The organism is Niabella pedocola (assembly GCF_021044425.1).
Lineage (GTDB): Bacteria > Bacteroidota > Bacteroidia > Chitinophagales > Chitinophagaceae > Niabella > Niabella pedocola.
In genome coordinates this window covers 44,529-66,086 of record NZ_JAJNEC010000007.1, presented here as the reverse complement: position 1 = coordinate 66,086, position 21,558 = coordinate 44,529, and the positions used below count along the sequence as shown (strand labels likewise).

General features: G+C 47.8%; 14 protein-coding genes. 9 read left to right on the top strand and 5 right to left on the bottom strand.

All coding sequences use genetic code 11. The features are described from left to right. Positions 1–40: 40 nt before the first annotated feature. From LQ567_RS21385 to LQ567_RS21370, 4 genes are all read right to left on the bottom strand, one after another. Positions 41–1,714, bottom strand: a complete 1,674-nt coding sequence (locus LQ567_RS21385; RefSeq protein WP_231007817.1) for a PNGase F N-terminal domain-containing protein — start codon at positions 1,712–1,714, stop codon at positions 41–43. Between the two features lie 235 nt (positions 1,715–1,949). Beyond that, positions 1,950–2,888, bottom strand: a complete 939-nt coding sequence (locus LQ567_RS21380; protein WP_231007816.1) for an XAC2610-related protein — start codon at positions 2,886–2,888, stop codon at positions 1,950–1,952. A 15-nt stretch (positions 2,889–2,903) separates the two neighbouring features. Next, the gene (locus LQ567_RS21375) at positions 2,904–4,094 is read right to left on the bottom strand and encodes a dipeptidase (protein ID WP_231007815.1); all 1,191 of its coding nucleotides are present in this window, start codon (positions 4,092–4,094) and stop codon (positions 2,904–2,906) included. A 266-nt stretch (positions 4,095–4,360) separates the two neighbouring features. Continuing rightward, the gene (locus LQ567_RS21370) at positions 4,361–6,745 is read right to left on the bottom strand and encodes an outer membrane beta-barrel protein (protein WP_231007814.1); all 2,385 of its coding nucleotides are present in this window, start codon (positions 6,743–6,745) and stop codon (positions 4,361–4,363) included. A gap of 253 nt (positions 6,746–6,998) precedes the next feature. Between LQ567_RS21370 and LQ567_RS21365 the strand changes: the two genes are divergently transcribed. The 4 genes from LQ567_RS21365 to LQ567_RS21350 all read left to right on the top strand — a co-directional run bounded on the left by LQ567_RS21365 (position 6,999) and on the right by LQ567_RS21350 (position 13,788). Next, complete coding sequence (locus tag LQ567_RS21365) at positions 6,999–7,598, top strand: sigma-70 family RNA polymerase sigma factor (protein ID WP_231007813.1); 600 nt, start codon at positions 6,999–7,001, stop codon at positions 7,596–7,598. A 60-nt stretch (positions 7,599–7,658) separates the two neighbouring features. Beyond that, the gene (locus LQ567_RS21360; RefSeq protein ID WP_231007812.1) at positions 7,659–8,702 is read left to right on the top strand and encodes a FecR family protein; all 1,044 of its coding nucleotides are present in this window, start codon (positions 7,659–7,661) and stop codon (positions 8,700–8,702) included. A gap of 192 nt (positions 8,703–8,894) precedes the next feature. Then, positions 8,895–12,173, top strand: a complete 3,279-nt coding sequence (locus tag LQ567_RS21355; RefSeq protein WP_231007811.1) for a SusC/RagA family TonB-linked outer membrane protein — start codon at positions 8,895–8,897, stop codon at positions 12,171–12,173. A 19-nt stretch (positions 12,174–12,192) separates the two neighbouring features. Next, a complete protein-coding gene (locus tag LQ567_RS21350) occupies positions 12,193–13,788 on the top strand; it encodes a RagB/SusD family nutrient uptake outer membrane protein (protein ID WP_231007810.1) in 1,596 nt (531 codons plus the stop codon). A gap of 69 nt (positions 13,789–13,857) precedes the next feature. On the opposite strand, the gene LQ567_RS21345 is transcribed toward LQ567_RS21350, so the two are convergent. Further along, positions 13,858–15,417, bottom strand: a complete 1,560-nt coding sequence (locus LQ567_RS21345) for an acyl-CoA mutase large subunit family protein (protein ID WP_231007809.1) — start codon at positions 15,415–15,417, stop codon at positions 13,858–13,860. A 229-nt stretch (positions 15,418–15,646) separates the two neighbouring features. Here LQ567_RS21345 and LQ567_RS21340 point away from each other — a divergent pair, with 229 nt between their 5' ends. The 5 genes from LQ567_RS21340 to LQ567_RS21320 all read left to right on the top strand — a co-directional run bounded on the left by LQ567_RS21340 (position 15,647) and on the right by LQ567_RS21320 (position 21,507). Continuing rightward, positions 15,647–16,801, top strand: a complete 1,155-nt coding sequence (locus LQ567_RS21340) for an acyl-CoA dehydrogenase family protein (RefSeq protein ID WP_231007808.1) — start codon at positions 15,647–15,649, stop codon at positions 16,799–16,801. A 473-nt stretch (positions 16,802–17,274) separates the two neighbouring features. Next, positions 17,275–17,931 carry a hypothetical protein gene (locus tag LQ567_RS21335; RefSeq protein WP_231007807.1) on the top strand — a complete coding sequence of 219 codons (657 nt, stop codon included), beginning with the start codon at positions 17,275–17,277 and terminating at the stop codon, positions 17,929–17,931. Between the two features lie 615 nt (positions 17,932–18,546). Continuing rightward, the gene (locus LQ567_RS21330; protein ID WP_231007805.1) at positions 18,547–20,121 is read left to right on the top strand and encodes a M60 family metallopeptidase; all 1,575 of its coding nucleotides are present in this window, start codon (positions 18,547–18,549) and stop codon (positions 20,119–20,121) included. Between the two features lie 166 nt (positions 20,122–20,287). Further along, complete coding sequence (locus LQ567_RS21325; protein ID WP_231007804.1) at positions 20,288–21,268, top strand: glycoside hydrolase family 27 protein; 981 nt, start codon at positions 20,288–20,290, stop codon at positions 21,266–21,268. Further along, positions 21,265–21,507 carry a hypothetical protein gene (locus LQ567_RS21320; RefSeq protein ID WP_231007803.1) on the top strand — a complete coding sequence of 81 codons (243 nt, stop codon included), beginning with the start codon at positions 21,265–21,267 and terminating at the stop codon, positions 21,505–21,507. The genes LQ567_RS21325 and LQ567_RS21320 overlap by 4 nt, the downstream gene beginning before the upstream one ends. The last annotated feature ends 51 nt before the right edge of the window (positions 21,508–21,558 follow it).

The following is a 21,558-nucleotide window of genomic DNA, read 5'->3' as shown; positions in this document are numbered from 1 at the left end:
AAATCTTGCGTAAAATTGCGAGTTTTTCCGTTTTAAAGCATTAGTCAGCTACCAAAACGCCTGAAACATTCCAGGCGCTGAAGCTGGACCCTTCCGGTTTCCCCTGTGGAATTTTTACCTGAAGGGTATAGGCTCCTGCCTCCAGCCGGCCCAGGCTGATGCGGAAGGGATTGGTTACGGTTCCGGGGCACCAGTTGGAACGGCTCAGATCGGAAGACGAAAGGCCGCTGTTAAAATTACCGGATGCGGGATTGTACAGCCGGTAAGAGCCGCAGTCCTGCCGCCAGGGCACCAGGTCAAAGATGACCTTCTGATTGAGCAGGATCGTATTTTTTTTGGGCACAAATTCATCTCCATTTCCCCAGCCGCCATGCCCCGTGGTGGTATACAGCAAATAGGCATTGTCCAGGGGATGATCGATGCGGAAATGAACGGTCAGCCCGTTTTCGTTGTCGAACATGGTGGCATAATCCTGCCCGGCCATTTCCATAATATTAAGGGTATTAAAGAGCGGCAGGATGGTTTGCTTCGGCTTGTCGGGCCCGCCCCGGTGAATCGTAAGATTGGCCGTGATTTTATGCCCGCCTTTATCATAATTACCAATAAATACACCGATATATACTTCCCTGTTATTGAGCGCGGCGGCAAAGTCGGTAATATCCTGCCGGTAGGGAACGGCTTCCTGCCATTGTTTTCCTTTGAGCTGGATGTGGTTGAATTGCTTTACCCCGAAAGGTGTGAAAAAACGCATCAGCTCCAGCGGCGGCGTATAATCCGGGGTGGCAGCCACTCCCTGGTAGGTTTTGCCATTGCCATTGGTATAAGCCGGAAGGGTTTTGGCCCCGTTCTTCAGTCCGTCCAGGAAGGATTGTTTGGTATCGGTTGGAATGAGAAACACCGTGCCGGTGCGGTCGTATGCATCGCCATTCGATTGTTCCCGGAGGTCGAGGAAAAGCGTGCTGCTGCTATCCAGTACCGGTATTTTTATTTTTTTTACGACGATGGTGCCGTTGGCAAAACGTAGTACATCGCCGGCAGACCGGCTGGTGTCGGAGAAGTTGATCACCTGGTTGGTAAACAGGGGGATGGTTGTAAACCGGCTGTTCCAGATGGCATCACGGTAGCTCAGAAGGTCCGTTTGCAAAGTGGGCCGCGTCATAAAGGCCGGACGGGACATTTGTTGCTTTTCAATTTTTTCGGCCCGTACCACATTATTGCCGTTACGCACCTGCTCCAGTACCAGGCCCAGGTTTTGCCCCAGAACAGAGGGCGCGCCTTTTACCGGAAGCTGATCGGTGTACCATAGTTCGATGGTATTGGAGTTAACCACCGTCTTGGCTTTTTTACAGCGATACCCCAGTATTTCTTTGGTTTCCTCCAGTAATTCGAAACGCTGGGTACGCAATGCGGTATCGGAAGACGTAATGGTTTCGCGGTCATTGAGAAACGCATAGAGTTCCTGCCGGTTGGCCATGCGGTCGATCACCGAAAGCTCAAAGGGATAGGAGGTTGTTCCGCTGAAATCTTTTTCCGTGGTAAGCAGGGTTTGCCGGGGACCCGCAAATACCCAGACCTTATTTTGCCGTTCAGGGGTTTTGCCATTAAAGCTGGACCCATAGGTGATCTTGTAAACCGGGTTGTCTGTAAAGGTTACCTGGGCATTTCCCCGCATATGTGTACCTGTTAATACGGCAACCAACAGAAAGATATTCATTTTCATCATAATGTTATTCAGTGGTGTAAAGATAGCCACCTGTCCGGTTGTTGCAGTCTGAATCTCTAATAGCGCAGTGCAGATTTCTTCAACGCAAACGGCGTATGGATCTTCTTTTGTTCACGCGACGATATGGCGGAGCGTCGGTGCAACCGTTCCTGGCGATCTGTTGCGTCCCTTACGTTTTATAATAACCGCGAGTGCGCAAGGTTCCATAAAGATCGCAACATGGGGGCTACTTTTTATAGGTTTTTGTTTTGATGGATTGCCCGTTCCGGATCGTGTATTCCGTATAAAAAACCTGCGGACTGTCCTCATAGCTGCGCACTTCCCGCACCATGTAAAATTTATTGTTCACCCATTTGTAGTAGGCGTCACCTTCGTTACCCCTTCCATCGGCGTCGGATTTCCGGAATTCTTTTGTTGAAGCATTGAAGTCGAGGTATCCCAATTCATTTAATGCGTTATTAAGAACGAACTGCCGGCGTTCGGGATGGTAAATAAAATAAAGATAAGCGCCGTCATTTTTTACAGCCTGCGGAAAATAGATGGGAATCTTCAGATCCGGGTACCTGTCAAAGTTGAGGTCTTCCAGTTCTATTTCCCCGTAATTATGGTACAAGACTTCATCAAAACCACTCAGCAATCGGGTGCTTTTTGTTACCGGATCATAAATGATGAGCTTGTTTGCCCGGGTATAGGTTTGCAGGGAACCACCGGCGTTTTCCACCTGGCCTTTATAGAGCTGTAACCGGATATCCCATTGTTGCAACTCATTTATAAAATCGTTCTCTATGCGCCTCAACTGCACCGGTAGTGTACGCTCATGTATATCGGTCCATGTACCGGTCAGCATGTTGCTGCCGATGGAGTTGAGTACGAATGTACCGGTTTGTTCGTGCTTTTGTAATTGCCGGTTATAAGCATGCTCACGGAGCTGTGCGCCGCCGGCTTTTGTTGTTCCGTCGAGATAAATGGACGCTGCGCTTCCCTGTTTTTTATAATAATATTCGCCCCAAACGGAATCGGCATTTTTGGTGGATCTTATTTTTACCTCCACGGGGTAGCTGCCAATGGTGCCGCTGTAGTGCGCCCAGGTGTAAACGCTTGTTTTTTGAGCACCGGATAGATGCCCTGCAAACAGCAGCAGCAGTAGCAGGTATTGTTTCTTCATATTGTTGTGTTCCGGTTAAAAGCTGGCTTTAACCACCCGCAATACATTTCCACCCAGTATTTTGCGGATCGATTTTTTGGTGTAACCGCGTTTTACTAGTTCGGCGGTAATATGGGGATAGGCACTTACATCCTCAAGGCCGACGGGAACCGAGCCGATGCCATCAAAATCGGCCCCGATACCTACATAATCATCACCCACCATTTTTACAATATAATCGATATGATCCACAACATCTGAAAGCGAGGGCCGTACTTTTTCCATTTCCTGTTTTTGATACGCTTGCCATTGTTTCCTGGCCTGCTGTGCATCGCCGGTGCTTTTGAAAACCGAGTCGGTAAAACGTTGCTCCGCGGCTGTATTCAGGGCGGTGAGCCGGTCGTCAAATTTTTTGCTGATAAAGCCCGAATAAAAGTTGATGCAGATAACGCCGCCGTTCTTTGCAACCGCTTTTATCTGTTCGTCTTTTACATTGCGGAAAACCGGGCAAAGGGCATACACAGAGCTATGTGAGAGGATAACCGGCCGGGTACTGGTTGCAATGGCATCGTAAAACGTTTGTTCGCCGGTATGGGAGAGATCTACCAGCACGCCCAGCTCGTTGAGTTTTTTAACCACCGATCTTCCAAAATCCGTGAGACCTTTATGTGTTAAGGTGTCGGCATGCAGGGTTTCGTCCATGGCACTGGTGGCCCAGGAGTGGCTGTTGTTCCAGGTAAGCGTAAGGTAGCGCATGCCCCGTTTTTGAAGGGCTTCAAGCTTGCCCAGGTCATGCTCGATCATATGCCCGCCTTCCACACCGATCAGGCCCACCAGCTTTTTTTGTTTTATACCTTTTTGGATATCCCGGTAGCTTTGTGCCAGCATCATTTGTTGCGGATGACGGCGGATCAACGCTTCCAGGGAATCAATCTGGTCATTGGCATCGGCGTATACCCCTTTGGGGTTATGCGCTACCGGCCCTGTAAAAATGGAAAAGAACTGTACATCCAGTCCGCCTTTTTTCCAGCGGATCAGATCCGTATGCCGGTCGGGCTGCGGCTCGGTAATATCTCTTCCCTGAACGATGGATGCAGAAGTTACGTCATTGTGCCCATCTACGAGGATGGCTTTATCATGGATCCTCGCCTCCCGCTGTGCCATTGCAGAAAGGGAGCCCAGCAACAACCATAAAAGCCCTATTGTTTTTAAACCGGATCGATTCATATTTGTAAGGATTGATGTGTAGCCACAAAGGTCCTAAAGCACGAAGGTACACGAAGAATTTTTAGATCCAGATAGTGTTTGTGTAGCCACAGAGGTACTAAGGCGTTGATTTTTTACTCCCATGTCTTGCCATAGCAACAGTGGATCGGGAAAAGAACCTAAAAGCTCTGTTTCAGTGTTCCGAATAGTGGCAAACACAAGATACAGCTTCGGTCCTGGAACGCTGGTAGAAAAAAGCTGTGTTTCTGAGTATCTGTGGCATTTCCTTATATCCGTTCCCGTTCTTCCTGGTTGCTGTTGGTGCGCTCCGAAGCAGGTAACTCTTTTTTGCCAAATTTAAAGATCAGGGTCAACGAAAAGTTGCGGTTCAACTGCAGGTTGGCGTATTTCTGCCGGATGCCGTTGATCACCGTTGTATACGAAGCGCCGCTGGTGCCAAATACGTCCTGCAAATTGGCGTTTAGCGATAGCTTGTCTTTTAATAGTTGTGCATTCAGCCCCAGGTCGATATTGTAATAGGCATCCGATTGATTTACGAGCGTTACCTCCCGGAACTGGTACCAGAAGTTTACGGCTGCCGACAGGGTTTTGTTGCTGTTTAAATAAAAATTATTACTGCTGGAAACATAAGCGCCCCAACCTTTACGCCCTTCCACATAATCCAGTTTCGATCGCCCGTTGGTATAATAAAGATTAAACAGGTTATTGCTTTCCCACCAGCGGATGGCGGAGAAGTTATACGTTTCGGAAATACCAAAGCGGGTGCTGTTGACAAAGTTCTTGGGGGTGCGCATCACAAAATTGGTATCCACATGTGCAATGGTAATATCGTCAAACCCATTGTTGGTAAGGGCAACAAAGAAAGCACTGGTGAGTTTGTTGTTGTAATTATGTTGCAGCTGAAAATTGCTGTTGTATTCCGGTTGCAGGAACGGGTTGCCTTCGTAATAGCTATATGCCGTAAGTATGGAAATATAAGGGTTCAGGTTCCAGAAAGTAGGGCGGCGCACCCGCTTATTATAGCTAAGGGCAAAGTTGTTTTGATCGTCCTTTTTAAATTGAACCAGGGCATTGGGGAATAATTTTACATAGTTGTTTTTATTGCCTTGTTGCCGGATATAAGAGTACCCGTTGGTTTGGGTAAGCTCTCCCCGCAGGCCGGCCTGGAAGGACCAGTTACCCGCTTCCCGGCTGCCGTTCAGGTAAAGCGCCTGGGTGTTTTCGGTGTACTTATATTCATTGCTCAGTTGCCCGTCGTAGTCTTTACCGGATCCGTTTAAACGGTAATACCGCATATTATTGTAGGTTTCAATAAAGTTTACCTTGCCGCCCCATTGCAGTTTTGCCACGCTGGTTGGAAACTCCATATCTGTTTTTAGTGCATAGATATTGATGTTCTGCAGGGTATTGTTGTAAAAGCGGGCCGTGGAGGGCTCAATGGGTTGACCCTGGGGTGTAAACGTTTTAGCGGTAACATCCGATTCGTCGGTGCGGTAAAAGGTAAGAAAGCTGCCATCCATCGAAAAGGTTTTGCCGGTTGTATCCAGTTTGGTTTTGTAGTAAAGATTATACGATTGGGTTTTGGCCAGTGGTACATAGGTGGCATAGGTGGTGAGTACCGAATCGGTTTGCCCCTGCCCGTTGTAAAAATGATTGCGTACATAATCGGCTCCGCCTTCAAAGTACCGCGAAAAGCCGGCGCTGAAGCCTATCTGTGATCTTTGAGAAAGCTGGTAATCGGCCCCGGCATTGAGCACCAGGTTGTGCTGTTTATAATCGCCGGTATCACTCATGATCCAGGAACGGTTCGGGTAATACTCTTCCCAGCGAAAACCGTATTTATGGCGGATCCGGAACAGGTTGGCATTGGCATAAACATTCCATTTCCCCGAATTGTAATTGATGTTGCCGGTAACGTCCATACCCGGGTAATGCTGCCACTGTTTGTAACCGGCCTGGATGCTTCCGTTATAGCCCTGTTGTTTGCTGCGCCGGGTAATGATATTGATGAGCCCTGCATTGCCTGACGCATCATAAGCCGCAGAGGGGTTGGTGATGATCTCTATTTTGGAAACATTTCCGGCGGGGATGGATTTTAAATAATTGAGAAGGTCTTTTTGAGAAAGCTGGATCAGCCGCCCGTCCTGCATCAACTGTACATCTCCTTTTCCCGGAATGGTAACCCGGTCGCCGTTCATCTGAAGCCCGGGGATCTTTCCCAGGGTTTCTGCAATACTGTTGCCAACAATGGTCATGTTGTCGGCCAGGTTCACCACTGTTTTGTCAGGTTTTATTTCTATGAGCTTTGCTTTGCTGGTTACTGTTACGCCTTTTAGAAGGGTGCTGCTGCGTGTCAGAACGATGTCAAGTGTAGTATCACCCTGTAACTGAATTGCCAGGGCCTGCTCCTGGTAGCCCGTGGCGGAAACCTGCAGCAGGTATTTTTCCCCCGCTCTGAGTGCGTCGATTTTAAAACTTCCCGAAGCATCTGCCGCCAATGTTTTTGCGGCCTGGCCACTGCTGTAAAATTCGATTGTTACTCCCGCAATTGGCGCGGCTGTTTCATCATGGATGATTCCGTTGATGGTAAACTGGGCAAAAAGAGCAGAGCTTAGAAAAACAAAAAACAATAGCGCGGTGATCTTCCTCATTCGCCAAAAATAGGGAAATAGGTGGTTTAAATATCAATTAGTTACGTGTGGCTGAATGCAAAAAGTGCGGGAAAGTGAAACACTGAACGGAAGGTTTCTGCATTGGAATTATATTTTTATTTACTTTAGTGCTGTGTTGGTGACAGGGAAATGCATGCTTGCTTAGGGATGAATAGCGGAGACGAATGGCTTTGCCGGTAATCGCTCCTGTGTTTTTATACGGGCTCCCTGGCATATTGAACCTTGTTGTTATATGAACCGTACCGGCAAAAGCCGTAATTATACATTGAGAAGCAATAGCGAAATATTATTTCTACAAAATAGGGTGGCCTATTTGCAGGATGAAACGGCGTACAAGAAACTGTTTTTTCATTTTCATCCTGTATTATTAAAGTTTGCCGATGCCATTTTAAATAACCGGGACGACGCTGAGGAAGTGGTGTCCGAAGTATTGTTAAAAGTGTGGACAATGGGCCGGGAACTGAATTATGTTGAAAATCTAACCCTGTACCTGTATAAATCAACCCGTAATAAAGCTTTTGATTACCTGCGAAAGCGGAATACCGGTTTGCCGGTTGTTGCCATGTCGGATGCCGAAGCACAGGTGGCAGACCCTGAACAACCCGAATATAAACTGATGGCCAATGAGCTGGACCAGCATTTTCAACGCGCGATCCGCCACCTTCCGCGGCAATGTCAGCTGGTTTTTCGCCTGGTAAAGGAACAGGGGTTTACCTATAAACAGGTTACCGAAATACTGGGGATTTCCCTGAATACCGCCGAAACCCATATGCGGCTGGCACTGAAAAAGATACGGATCGCCCTGGACGACTATCTGCAGCTTCAAAAATAATTTTTTGCTTTTTTCACGGTAGCTTCTTTTTTTTTCGTCGTTTCTTTTAAGGACAAGGATATGCATTTTTCAGAAAACCGATTTTATGAATTGCTGTACCGCAAACTGGCCGGAGAGGCCGGTATCGGGGAATTGAAGGAACTGGAGCAATTACTTCAGGAAAACCCCGGATTCGGACTGTTGCATGACCAGGTACTGAAGCCGGATCCGGTTGCCCCGGTGGCTGAAACGGAGGCTGCTTATATGGCACATTATGTAAAAATGATGCAGGCTGGAGCTGCGCCCCCAAAAATGCCATTGGTTGTTTCCCCGCGGCAGTCTGGATCGCGCCGGGTTAAAAGAGTGGTTCGCCTGGCGGTGGCTGCCGTGGTAATACTGGCTATTGGAACCTCCTTGTGGATGTTTAACCGGAAAGCGGGGGGATGGCCATCGTTGAAGACCGTAGCAGCAACCGAGCATGGTTCAAAATCCAAACTGACCTTATCAGACGGCTCTGTGGTACATCTGAACACGAACAGTAATTTAAGCTATGGAGCCGGTTTCGGCCGGGGAACACGGGAAGTGTATCTGACGGGTGAAGCGTTCTTTGAAGTGGCGCACAACCCCGATATCCCGTTCATTGTACATACCGCTGAAGCCGATATTAAAGTGCTTGGAACCGTTTTTAATGTGCGGGACTATATGGACGAGTCAAAAATGGAAACCTCCTTATTGAAGGGGAGTATTGAACTGGCACTGGCAACCAATAAAGACCGGAGAATCCGGCTGCATCCATCTGATAAAGTAGTTATTGAAAAGCTTTCCGGAACAACTGCGGATTCCAGAACCGTTCGCTTAACAAATATTAACGTCACCGACAGCGTAGTGCTGGAAACCTCCTGGCTGCAAAATAAGCTGGCGTTTGCCGACAAGTCCTTTTCTGAAATAGCGCTGGATCTGAAACACCGGTTTGGACTAACGGTTGTGTTCAAAAACCCGGAAGTGGAGCACTACCGGTACACCGGAGTTTTTGATGATTCCAATGCCGCAGATGTGTTAAACGTATTGCAGATGATCAAGCCGTTTCAGTACAAAATAAAGGATGCCCAGGTTATTATTTTTTAACGATTAAATATTTTTTAATGAACAGATTTACTTAATAAACCAATAAAAAAATGGAGAATGTTGCAGCATCCTCCACTTGAAAGTTTTAAACACGAATCTTAATTGGCTAAAACTCAACACAAATTTATGGAAAAAAGTGCTTGTCTTTTTTCTGCGAGGCCGCGTATGCACTTGCGGAAAACTATTCTGGTTATGAAATTATCTATATTCCTCTTTCTTATTGCTTTACAGGTGTCTGCCGTGAACCATGCGCAGGAAACGATCAACCTCAAAGCAGACAATCTGAGTATCGGAGATATTTTTAAACAAATTGAAAGTCAGACAAAATACAGGTTTTATTACAGCAGCAACGATCTGCCTGTAAATCAAAAGTTCTCTATTAATATCATTAATGCCGGCATTAACCAAACCTTATCCAGTTTACTGAACGGAACGCCTATTAAATGGGAGGTGATCCGGAGCAACCGGGTGATTTTGTCTCTGTCGGATAAACCCATCGTTAATGCCCAACAGTATAAGCAGGTTTCGGGAGTTGTGCAAAACGAAGTAGGGGAACCCATCGGCGGTGCTTCTGTTAGAATTAAAGGAACATCGCGCGGAGTGGCTACGAACCTGGAAGGGGCTTTTACGATTGAAGCTTCTGAAGGAGATGTACTGGAGGTATCTGCAATTGGATATGCTTCTATTGAAGTAACGGTTGGTGCAGCCGCCAGTATCGCCATCACACTAAAAACCGAAGCCCGGCAGATAGAAGAGGTAGTGGTAGTGGGGTATGGAACGCAGAAAAAAGTAAATCTTACAGGCGCCGTGGCACAGGTGGGTGCAAAGCAAATAGAAAACAGGCCGGTTACAAATACCGTGAATGCGCTCCAGGGTGTTTTGCCCGGTGTAGTGGTTATTCAAAATAATGGCCAGCCGGGTAAGGATGCCGGCTCCATTAGGATACGTGGCATCGGCACCTTAAATAATAGCAACCCGCTGGTGGTGGTGGATGGAGCCATCTCCTCCATGAACGCCGTTAACCCCAGCGATATCGAGAGTATTTCCGTATTGAAAGATGCCGCATCATCCGCTATTTATGGTTCTACAGCGGCAAACGGTGTCGTGCTGATCACCACAAAAAAGGGCAAGAAAGGCCAGTCGACCATTACCTATGATGCCTACGTAGGTAAGCAAAAAGCCACGGCGCTGCCTGATTTCCTGCCTTCCTGGCAAGCTGCAACCCTGTATAACCAGGCACGGGTAAACCAGGGGCTTACCAAAACCTATACCGATGAGCAGATTCAGAAATTTAAAGATGGGTCCGATCCGTATAACTATCCCAATACAGACTGGCTGGGACTTTTTTACAAAGGAAACGGGCTGCAACATAACCATTACCTGTCGGTTTCAGGGGGAAGTGAAGGAACGCAGTATATGTTTTCCATGGGGTATTTTGACCAGAACGGTATTGTGGAGAAAACCAATGCAAAACGCTATACTTCGCGTTTAAACCTTAATTCGAAAGTAAACAAATGGTTTACGCTGAATGCCAATCTTTCTTATACCTATGCGCCGTTAACCGAGCCTACCAATCCCTATACGGGGGATTTTTCGCAATTCTTCCGGCAAATCAACCGGATATCGCCCATCATTCCCTACAAATATGAAAACGGTAACTATGGTTATATCTCCGATGGTAGCCCGATGGCCTGGCTGGATCAGGGAGGATTTAACAAACAGCTGAATACGGCATTTTTGGGCATTACCAGCATTACGTATGAACCGGTTGAAAACCTGCACATCAAGCCGCAACTGGTATACCGGGCTATACAGAATCAAAACAAAAAACGGATTTACGAGGTCCAATATTACAATGCAGCGGGCGATGCAACGTTTAAACAAGGGCCCAGCAGCCTCACAGACCATTTTGATAATACAACGTTCCTGAGCCCCCAGTTGACCGTAGACTACAGCAAAAAAATGAACCTGCATAGTCTGGGCCTGCTGGCAGGTGCGGTTAGTGAGTATACCAAATACTCCGATCTTGAAGCTTATCGGAAAGACTTCCTGAACAATGTGCTGAGCGAGATCAATGTTGGGGCAGATGAGGGGCAAACCGGTAATGGGTATGCAAATGAAATTGCCAAGCAGTCATTTTTCGGAAGGGTTAACTATGATTTTGACAGCCGGTATCTGCTGGAAGCCAATATCCGGTATGATGGTTCATCGCGGTTCAGGAAGGAGCATCAGTGGGGCACGTTTCCTTCTTTTTCTGCGGGATGGAATGTGTCCAGGGAGAAATTCTTCAGCGGGCTTTTAAATGTGGTTTCCAATCTTAAATTACGCGGATCCTGGGGAAAACTGGGGAACGATCTGGTAGGGAATTATCCGTCAATTCAAACCGTCAGCTCCAGCCAGAATTACAATTTCGGCGGAACATCTGTTAGCGGTATCGCTCCTGTAGACGGAGCAAATACAGATATTACCTGGGAAAAGGTAACCGAGACCAACGTTGGGTTGGATGCTGCATTTTTAAACAACCGGCTGACGCTTACCGTTGATTATTTTGTAAAGAAGACCAGTGATATTTTACTGGCACTGCCGGTAAGCCCTATTTACGGATTAAAGGCTCCTACGGTAAATGCAGGTAAAGTGCAGAACAAGGGACTGGAACTTGGGATCGATTATAAAACCAATATTAAAGACTTTTTGCTGGGGATAAATGCCAATGCTACGTTCCTGCAGAATGAAGTGCTGGACCTGTATGGTGCCGGACCTATTTATCCGAATGCATATACGATTACCCGTGAAGGCTCACCGCTGAATTCTTTTTTTGGATACCAGACCCTGGGCATTTTTCAGACACAGGGAGAGGTGGATGCCAGCGCCAAACTGGCAAGCACCAAGCCCGGAGACCTGAAGTATGCCGATTTGAGCGGACCGGACGGCAAACCCGATGGGGTGATCAATGCATACGACCGTGTATGGCTGGGCAGTTATTTTCCGAAAATATCATATGGTTTTACGCTTACAGGTGACTGGAAGGGTTTTGATATCTCTGCTTTCTTCCAGGGTGCCGGAGGGGTAAAAGGTTTTGTGCAGGGGGAAGTGTTGGGACAGGTTTCTAACAGTACCGGAAAGCCAACTGCTGTTTGGCTGGATAGCTGGACCGCCGAAAACACCGGTGCTGCCTATCCCCGGGTGCTCATCAACCAGCGTCAGAATACAGCTATTGATAATCCTTCTTCTTTCTGGGTGCGTAAGTCTGACTATCTCCGCCTGAAAAATTTACAGATCGGTTATGCGTTTAATACCCGGCTTTTAAGCAAAGCGAATATCAAAAGATTAAGGGTTTATTACAGCGGACAGAATATCGCCACATTTACGAGCTTCTACAAATGGATTGATCCGGAAGCGCCCGCGGGCGAGCGCGGCTATACCTATCCGCAGGTAAAGGTGCACACAATAGGATTAAACCTTACTTTCTAAAACCCAAAATGAAATCAACATGAAAAAGTTCTTCATATACCTTTCTTTATTGTTACTATTGGGCGCCTGTAAAAAAGGATTTCTGGACAGGCAGCCGCTGGATGCTTACAGCAATACTTCACTCTGGACTTCAGAAAAAGACATCGTTACCGCCTTGAATGGCTGTTATAAGGATTGGGAAGATTCCTATAATATTTACTATATGGATTGCGCATCGGATAATGCATATAATCAATATCCCTGGGAAGGATACACCGAACTGGGAAACGGAACGGCTTCCCCATCCAGCAGCAATGCGGCCAACCGGTGGAGTTTTACCGTGATTCAGAAATGTAACTGGTTCCTTGAAAATATTGATAAGTTTACCGGAACACTTGAGCAAAGAGACCGGTATAAGGCAGAAGCCCGGTTTTTAAGAACCTACCAGTTCTTTATCATGAGCCAGCTGTATGGTGATGTACCGCTTGTGCTGAAAAATATATCCACGGAGGAAGCCAATAAAATGAACCGGAATAAAAAAGAAGAGGTTACTGCGTTTATGCTGAAAGAACTGGGTGAAATGGCTGAGAAACTGCCCAACTCATATGGAAGCGCCGATGCGGGAAGGATCACGAAGGGCGCTGCATTGGCACTGAAAGGGCGTATTGAATTGTATAAGGGCGACTATCAAAATGCAATTGCCGATTATCAGAAAGTAATGGCGCTTGGGTATACACTTTACCCGGATTATACGGATCTTTTCAGGATTGGCAACGAGGGAAACAGTGAGGTGATACTGGATATACAGTATATTGAAAATAAATACAGCAACGGAAACCTGGGAGTAATGCCTTCCAACGGTGCCGGCGGATGGAGCTCTATTAACCCGCTGCAGGAACTGGTGGATGCTTACGAAATGCAAAACGGGAAACTTATTTCGGAAGCAGGCTCCGGGTATAATGCGGACGCCCCTTACAGCAACCGGGATCCCCGGCTTACCGCAACCATACAATGCTCCGGCCAGCCCTCATATGGAGGCGGCATCTTTAACAGCCTGGATGCAAAAATTGGAACGAATGCCAATGCCGATTATTTTATGGCCAATAACAATACTTCACCAACCGGCTATGTGGTGAAGAAATATATTTCGCATCTTGAAGATTTCCCGGATATGTGGAATACCGGCCTTAATACCATTGTGATCCGGTATGCCGAGGTATTGCTGAGCTATGCTGAGGCAAAAATCGAATTGAACCAGATCGATAACTCGGTGTACGACGCCATTGACCTGGTACGCCAGCGAGCGGGCATGCCCAAGGTGAACCGCCTGGTGTACAGCAGCCAGGCATCGATGCGGACGCTGGTGAGAAGAGAACGCCGGGTTGAGCTGGCCATGGAAGGACTTCGCTTTTTTGATATTCAAAGATGGAAGATAGGGGCCGAGGTGATGAACCGCGATGTATTTGGTACCCGTCCCGGATCGGTAAATATGACGACCGGCGCCATCACGTTTTCATCACCCAATCAAACAAAGATCGAATCGCGCATTTTTGCAGATAAGAATTATTTGTGGCCGATACCACAAAAAGATGTGGATGTGCATCATGATCCCGGTTATCAGAATCCCGGATACTAGAAATATTAAAAAAAGACGGCTATTTAGCCGTCTTTTTTTAATTGATTATTTATGGAAGGCTTCCTGTTGTTACTGGTATTCTCCAAATACCTCCACCAGGGTGCCCGCAATTTCTCCCAGGGTACATTTTGCTTCCACCGCTTCAATTACAGACGGCATGATGTTCTCTGTTCCGGATGCCCTGGTCCGTAGCCCGGACAGAATGCGGTTACAAACTGCCTGATCGCGGTTATTGCGCAGCTGCTCCAGTTTTTGCTTTTGCAGGATACCGATGCTGTCATCTACTTTAAAAATGGGCGGGGTATTGGTTTCGGCTGTTTGAAAACGGTTCACCCCCACGATGATCTTTTCGTGGGTTTCTATTTTTTGCTGGTATTCATAGGCGCTGCGGGCAATGGCCTCCTGCATAAATCCTTCTTCAATGGAGGCAATGCTGCCGCCCATCGCATCGATCTGCTGAATAAGCTCCTGTGCTTTTTGTTCCATTTCACTGGTCAGCGCTTCTACAAAATAAGAACCGGCGAGGGGATCTACCGTGTCTGTAACGCCGCTTTCGAAGGCCACGATCTGTTGCGTCCGTAAGGCAATGCGTGCGGCTTCTTCAGTGGGTAAACTCAGCGCTTCATCGAAGCCATTGGTATGCAGCGACTGGGTGCCTCCCAGTACGGCGGCCAATGTTTGTATGGTAACCCGGGAAATATTGTTCTGTGGTTGCTGGGCGGTTAACGTGCTGCCGCCAGTTTGGGTGTGAAAACGCAGCATCTGAGCCTTGGGGTCTGTAGCGCCCAGGTCTTTCATGATCTGTGCCCACATCCGGCGCGCTGCGCGGAACTTGGCCACTTCCTCAAACAGGTTGTTATGCGCATTGAAAAAGAAGGAAAGCCGCTTGCCAAATACATTGATGTCCATCCCTTTTTCCAGTGCAGCCTTTACATAAGCTTTACCGTTGCTTAAGGTAAAGGCGATTTCCTGGGCGGCCGTGCTGCCGGCTTCACGGATATGATAGCCGCTGATGGAAATGGTGTTCCACTTGGGCAGTTCTTTTGAGCACCATTCAAAGATATCGGTGATAATGCGCATGGAGGGTTTGGGCGGGTAACGGTAGGTGCCTCTTGCCGCATATTCTTTTAAAATATCATTTTGAATGGTGCCGGATATTTTGGAAAGATCCGCGCCCTGGCTTTTGGCCTGGGCCACATATAGTGCCAGTAAAATAAAAGCCGTAGCATTGATGGTCATGCTGGTAGACACTTCCTCCAGCCGGATCCCGTTAAACAGTTCCGCCATGTCCTCAATACTATCGATGGCCACGCCTACCTTGCCTACTTCGCCTTCTGCCAGCGGATGGTCGCTGTCGTAGCCGATCTGGGTGGGCAGGTCAAAGGCTACACTCAATCCCATTACGCCCTGCGATAATAGATAATGATAACGTTTATTGCTTTCTGCTGCGGTGCTGAACCCGGCATATTGCCGCATGGTCCATAACCGCCCACGGTACATATCGGGTTGTATGCCGCGGGTAAAGGGGAATTTTCCCGGCAGCCCGGGTTCCTGTTGCGGCAGATCGGCGGCCGTGTAAAGGGTATGCACGGGTATATTACTGTCTGTATAGATCTTCTTTTCTTCCATGTTATTTTTTTTGTTGCCGTTCACCGCTAATGACTAAAAGCGATCAGATGTACAGCAGCCCAAGTGTGCGACGCAAGACCGATGCCATATATTCCACAGCCCGGCCCATAAAGATAAACCAGACCCGTGTAAGTATTGTTTCGCGTCAATTTCGGGGCCGTAAATATATGAACACTTGTTCGTTTAAGAAAACAGTCTTTTATATTTGTGGAAACAAAACGATGCACGCATGGATTTTCAATTGTCAGAAGAACAGCAAATGATTCAGCAGGCGGCCCGGGATTTTGCAAACCAGGAATGTTTGCCGGGAGTGATCGAACGGGATGAGCAGCAAAAATTTCCAAAGGAGCAGATCGAAAAACTTGCAGACCTGGGTTTTATGGGCATGATGGTAAAGCCGGAATACGGCGGTGCCGGGCTGGATACGATCAGCTATGTACTGGCGATGGAAGAAATTTCAAAAGTGGATGCCAGTGTAAGTGTGTGTATGAGCGTAAATAACAGCCTTGTTTGTTACGGATTGCAGGAATACGGTTCGGAGACGCAGAAACAGCAGTACCTGGTGCCGCTGGCGCAGGGTAAAAAGGAAGGGCAATTGTATATCGGGGCCTTCCTGCTGAGCGAGCCGGAAGCCGGCAGCGATGCTACTTCGCAGCAAACCACAGCGGAAGATAAAGGCGATCATTACTTGCTGAACGGCACCAAGAACTGGATCACAAACGGCAGCAGCGCTTCGGTATACCTGGTGATTGCGCAAACCGACCGGTCCAAAGGATCCAAGGGCATCAATGCATTTATTGTGGAGAAAAACTGGCCTGGTGTAACGGTTGCCGCAAAAGAAAATAAATTGGGCATCCGCGGCAGCGATACCCATACGATCCTTTTTTCAGACGTGAAAGTGCCGAAGGAAAACCGGATCGGAGAGGATGGCTTTGGATTTAAGTTTGCTATGAAAACCCTGGCCGGGGGCCGCATCGGGATTGCTTCCCAGGCCCTGGGGATTGCGGGCGGTGCCTTTGAGCGGGCACGGGAATATGCCAAAACGCGGAAGGCTTTTGGAACAGAAATTATGAATCATCAGGTTATTGCCTTTAAGCTGGCGGACATGTCGCTGAAAATAGAGGCGGCGCGGTTGCTGTGTTTAAAGGCCGCCTGGGAAAAGGATCAGCACCTGAATTATGATATCAGCTCTTCTATGGCTAAACTATTTTCCTCCGAAACGGCCATGTGGGCAGCAGTAGAAGCGGTGCAGGTACATGGCGGATATGGTTTTGTAAAGGAGTATCATGTGGAGCGGCTGATGCGTGATGCCAAGATCACCCAGATTTATGAAGGCACCAGCGAGGTACAGCGGATCGTGATCAGCCGGGGAATTTTAAAGTAGGGAGCGTTGGCGTTTCTCGCGGTGAAAATAAACCGCGAAGGGCGCAGAGCATCCGCCAAGGCCGCAAGAGGCTTGCTGCTAGGTAACTTGCGAACCTTGCGTAGTCTTAGCGTTTGTTGCGGTGAAAATTAAACCGCTAAGTGCGCAAAGCATCCGCAAAGACCGCAGAAGGCTTGCTGCCAGGTAACTTGCGAATTTTGCGTTAGTCTTAGCACGTTCGTTGCGGTGAAAATTAAACCGCGAAGTGCGCAAAGCATCTATAAAGGCCGAGGGAGGCTTGCTGCCAGGTAACTTGCGAACCTTGCGTAGTCTTAGCGTTCGTTGCGGTGAAAATTAAACCGGTAAGGACCCAAGCATCCGCGAAGGGCGCTAGGGAAAAACCTGCAGTTCATTTCTCTGCGAGCTCCGCGTGGTCTTAACATCTCTGCGGTTAAAAAATCTAAATCTTCAAAAAGATAGCAGACTCTTCGAAAATGCGTAGTGATAAAAATAGGAAAAAAACGTACCGCCCGCAGGTCATTGCAGACTTTAATGGGTTGCCACGGGAAATTGCGGCCCGCGCAGATCAGCTGCTTGAGGCTTCACTGAAGGCGCACCGGGACTGTGCTACATTCAGCATGGCGGTTGTTTATGACCTGGAACGGATTTTTAAGGCAGCTATGCCAGAAGCCGGATACGCGCAAAACGACGACCGGTTGGTAATTCCCCGGTACAACCTGCATTATTTATATAAAGGACCCGATGAAATATATCCTTTTGAACTGGATTTCGATGCATATGGGCAGGTATTGAAATACGCGCTGCCAAGGGAAGCCTATGCAACGCTTACAGCACTTTCCGGCAAAGAAGAAGCCGTGCGGTTGATTACGGCATATGCGGAAAGCAAAGCTTACGTGGTCAATATATTTGATGCCCGGATCTTTCATAATGCTTTTGACGACTGTTTATGGTGGGAATTTCTGTTGGTTCAGGATCGAAAACGGATGCAAGGGCAGCTGGTAAGGAATTGCAGGGCGGTTGCTGTAAACATTCTGACAGCAGCTATTACTGACTATGAGGCAACGATTACAAAGCAAGGTAATATGACCTGCATCGGCCGATGTGTTTACATCCAGGAACAAAAGGACTGAAGCGTTATTGGGATCGTTGATTTTTTTGCTTGTCGTCTTACGTTTATCGCAGTTAATATAAACCGCGAAGGCCCACAAAGCACCCGCAAAGACCGCAGAAGGCTTGCTGCCAGGTAACTTGCGAATTTTGCGTTAGTCTTAGCACGTTCCTTGCGGTGAAAATTAAACCGCTAAGTGCGCAATCACTCGCAAAGGCCGAAGGAGACTTGCTGCTAGGGTAACATTGCGAACCTTGCGTAGTCTTAGCGTTTGTTGCGGTGAAAATTAAACCGCTAAGTGCGCAAAGCATCCGCAAAGACCGCAGAAGGCTTGCTGCCAGGTAACTTGCGAACCTTGCGTAGTCTTAGCGTTCGTTGCGGTGAAAATTAAACCGCTAAGTGCGCAATCACTCGCAAAGGCCGAAGGAGACTTGCTGCTAGGGTCACATTGCGAACTCCGCGTGGTCTTAGCATCTCTGCGGTTAAAAATAACCCGCGAGTTACGCAACAGCTCCAACGGTATCACTGCCAAAATTGGCGCCTCATCATTTCTGTGGCTTATTTTAAAGGACAATCGTTTGCGCATTTTTTAGCGGCGCATATTCTGTACTTTACCGCATCATCAAATTACATGAATATGAGAATCGGGCTGCTTACGGCTTGCTTATTGGGCTGGTTGATTGCGGGAGCACAAACTCCGGATATAACACAGATCGAAAAAGATCTGCACGTTTTTAAAACACCGATGGCGCTGGAACTAAAAAAGCGCGTGAAGAAAAAAGACATTGAAAAGATAAGCGATCCCCAGTTAAAGGCGGCCGCTTTGTCGATGGCCGCTAAAAATTATGGAACCGACTACCGTATTGCAGCCTATACAGCATGGCTGAAGCCCACCACATTGGGCCGGCAGCTGATGATCGGAGACGGTTACAGCAAATATGAAGGCATTACCGGGATCTATCTTCCTGTGGGCCGGCAGATTGTGCTGGTAGAGGGCATAGCCGCAGGAAAAGAAGTGCGGTTGTTGGTACCCAACTGGAACCGCCGGGCGCCGGAAGGTATTGAACCTACCAAGGATCCTGCCGGATGGGGTATTAAGCGGCAGGAATTTCCATTAAAGAACGGGATCAATATCATTGACCTGCAAAAGCACGATGGACTGGCCTATATTGATTATTACTCGGATGAACCGGAAAAAGAACAACCGATCCGGGTACATTTTGTAAACGGAAAAGTGAATGGCTATTTTGATATTACCAAGAATAACGATGCTGACTGGAACCGGCTTATCGATCATGCAGTATACCCTGTAATCGATGCCAAAGGCCGCCATATCCAGATTGCTTATCCGGCTGAGGATTGCAAAAAATATGCATACGGAAGAGGTGTGGAACTGATCAGTAACTACGACTCCCTGGTTTACCGGCAGCACCGGATCCTTGGCCTGATCAAATATAACAAAGTGCCCAGGAATCATATACTGGCGCGGGTGAATTATAATTATTATATGTTCCGGGATGGGGATGGTGTGGCTTATATGGGCACCAAGCCGGGTAATGCCATGCCCCTGGTTATTGATCCCGCCAGGGTTATTAAGGGCGATCCCTGCTGGGGTTTTAGTCATGAAGTAGGGCATGTACACCAGTTACGGCCCTATCTTAACTGGGGCGGACTCGGAGAAGTAAGCAATAATATTTTTTCACTTTACGGAACCACGTCTTTTGGAAATAAAAGTCGCATCTCCGAGCAAAAGAACTATCAGAAAGCACGCGACAGTATCATTGCCCGCAAGATCTGTTACCTTCAGGATAAGGATGTATTTAACCGGCTGATCCCTTTCTGGCAGCTGCAATTGTATTTTACAGGCCCGGGCGGGTATGCAGATTTTTACCCGGATCTGTTTGAAGCGTTCCGCGTACAGGGTGCTGAAGAAAGCAATAAAGAGCATCGCTCCGGAGGATGGGGCAACCGGGGACGGAATCCGGCTGTGTACCAGCTGAACTTCGTAAAAACAGTTTGTAAAGTAGGAAAAACAGACCTCACTGATTTCTTTGAGCGATATGGGTTCTTTTATGTGGGCAAGTTTGAATTTGGAGATTATGGCAATTACAATTACGAAATGACACAGGATATGGTGGATGCCTGCAAGAAGGAGATCGCAGCATTGAACCTTCCAGGGCCCAAGGTGGATCTGACCACGCTGGAGGATTAACCGGGAATCAGCTCTCAACCGTCAGTTTTCAGCTTTCAGCATTGAGGCCTGAGCATTGAGGATCGGGAAAACGGATTGACGAAGAACCTTAAATGCAAACCTGGAAAAAATATAGGCACGTTGGGTTATGGATGGACTTTTAGAGACCTGATAAAAACTATTTCTGATGAAAAGACAGATCATTCTTTGGGCTGTGTTATTAATGGGATCAGGTATTTACGGACAGTCCGGAAAATTGACCCAGGGACATCACACGCCCATGATGGGATGGGCCAGCTGGAATCACTTCCGGGTTCATATCAATGAGCAGATCATCCGGGCGCAAACGGATGCACTCGTAGCCAGCGGTATGAAGGCCGCCGGCTATAGTTTTATAAATATTGATGATGGCTTTTATGGGGGCAGGGACGAAAGGGGTAATATAAAAACGCACCCGGTACGGTTCCCGGGCGGTATGGGCCAGCTTGCGTCCTATATTCATTCAAAGGGGCTGCATGCAGGCATTTACAGCGATGCGGGCATCAATACCTGCGGTTCTTATTGGGATAAAGATTCAATTGGGATCGGAATGGGACTGTACGGCCATGAGCGGCAGGATCTGGAGTTGATGCTGAATCAGTGGGGCTTTGATTTTATAAAAGTAGACTGGTGCGGCGGTGAGTGGCTGGGCCTGGACGAACAAACAAGATATACGGAGATCGGCCGGCTGATCAATACCATAAAACCGGCGGCACTGTACAATGTATGCCGCTGGAAATTTCCCGGTAAATGGGTGGTGAATATTGCCAATTCCTGGAGAGTATCCGGCGATATCAGCGAGCGGTTTGATGCCATTGCAAAGATCATCGATCTGAATGCAGATCTGTGGCGCTATTGCGGGCCGGGCCATGTAAACGATATGGATATGCTGCAGGTGGGCCGGGGGATGAGCTATGAGGAAGATAAGACCCATTTTTCGATGTGGTGCATGCTCAACTCACCGCTGCTGGCCGGTAATGATCTTACAAAGATGTCGAAGGAAACGCTTCATATTCTCACAAACAAAGAAATGATTGCGATTAACCAGGACCTACTGGTATACCAGGCGCGCCGGTTGAGGGACGACGGTGACCAGGAAGTGTGGGCCCGCCCGTTAAAGCACACATGAGCGGTGAAATTGCGGTGGCATTATTTAACCGGTCCAAAGAGAAAGCGGTAGTCCGGTTTCAGCCCGATTCGCTAAGCATCAATGCCGGGAAAGGATATACGATGCGGGATATATGGAGTAAGAAGGATTATGCCCGTTCCACCAATAAGGAGCAGTCGTTTGAAGTACCGCCACATGGCGTGGTGGTATTGCGGATAAAAGGTACCTCTTTGCCATACAATGTATTTCAATATAAGTGAGAAAGGGTTAGTATTGAGCATCGGTATCCCAGATTCCAGAATCCGGTGCGG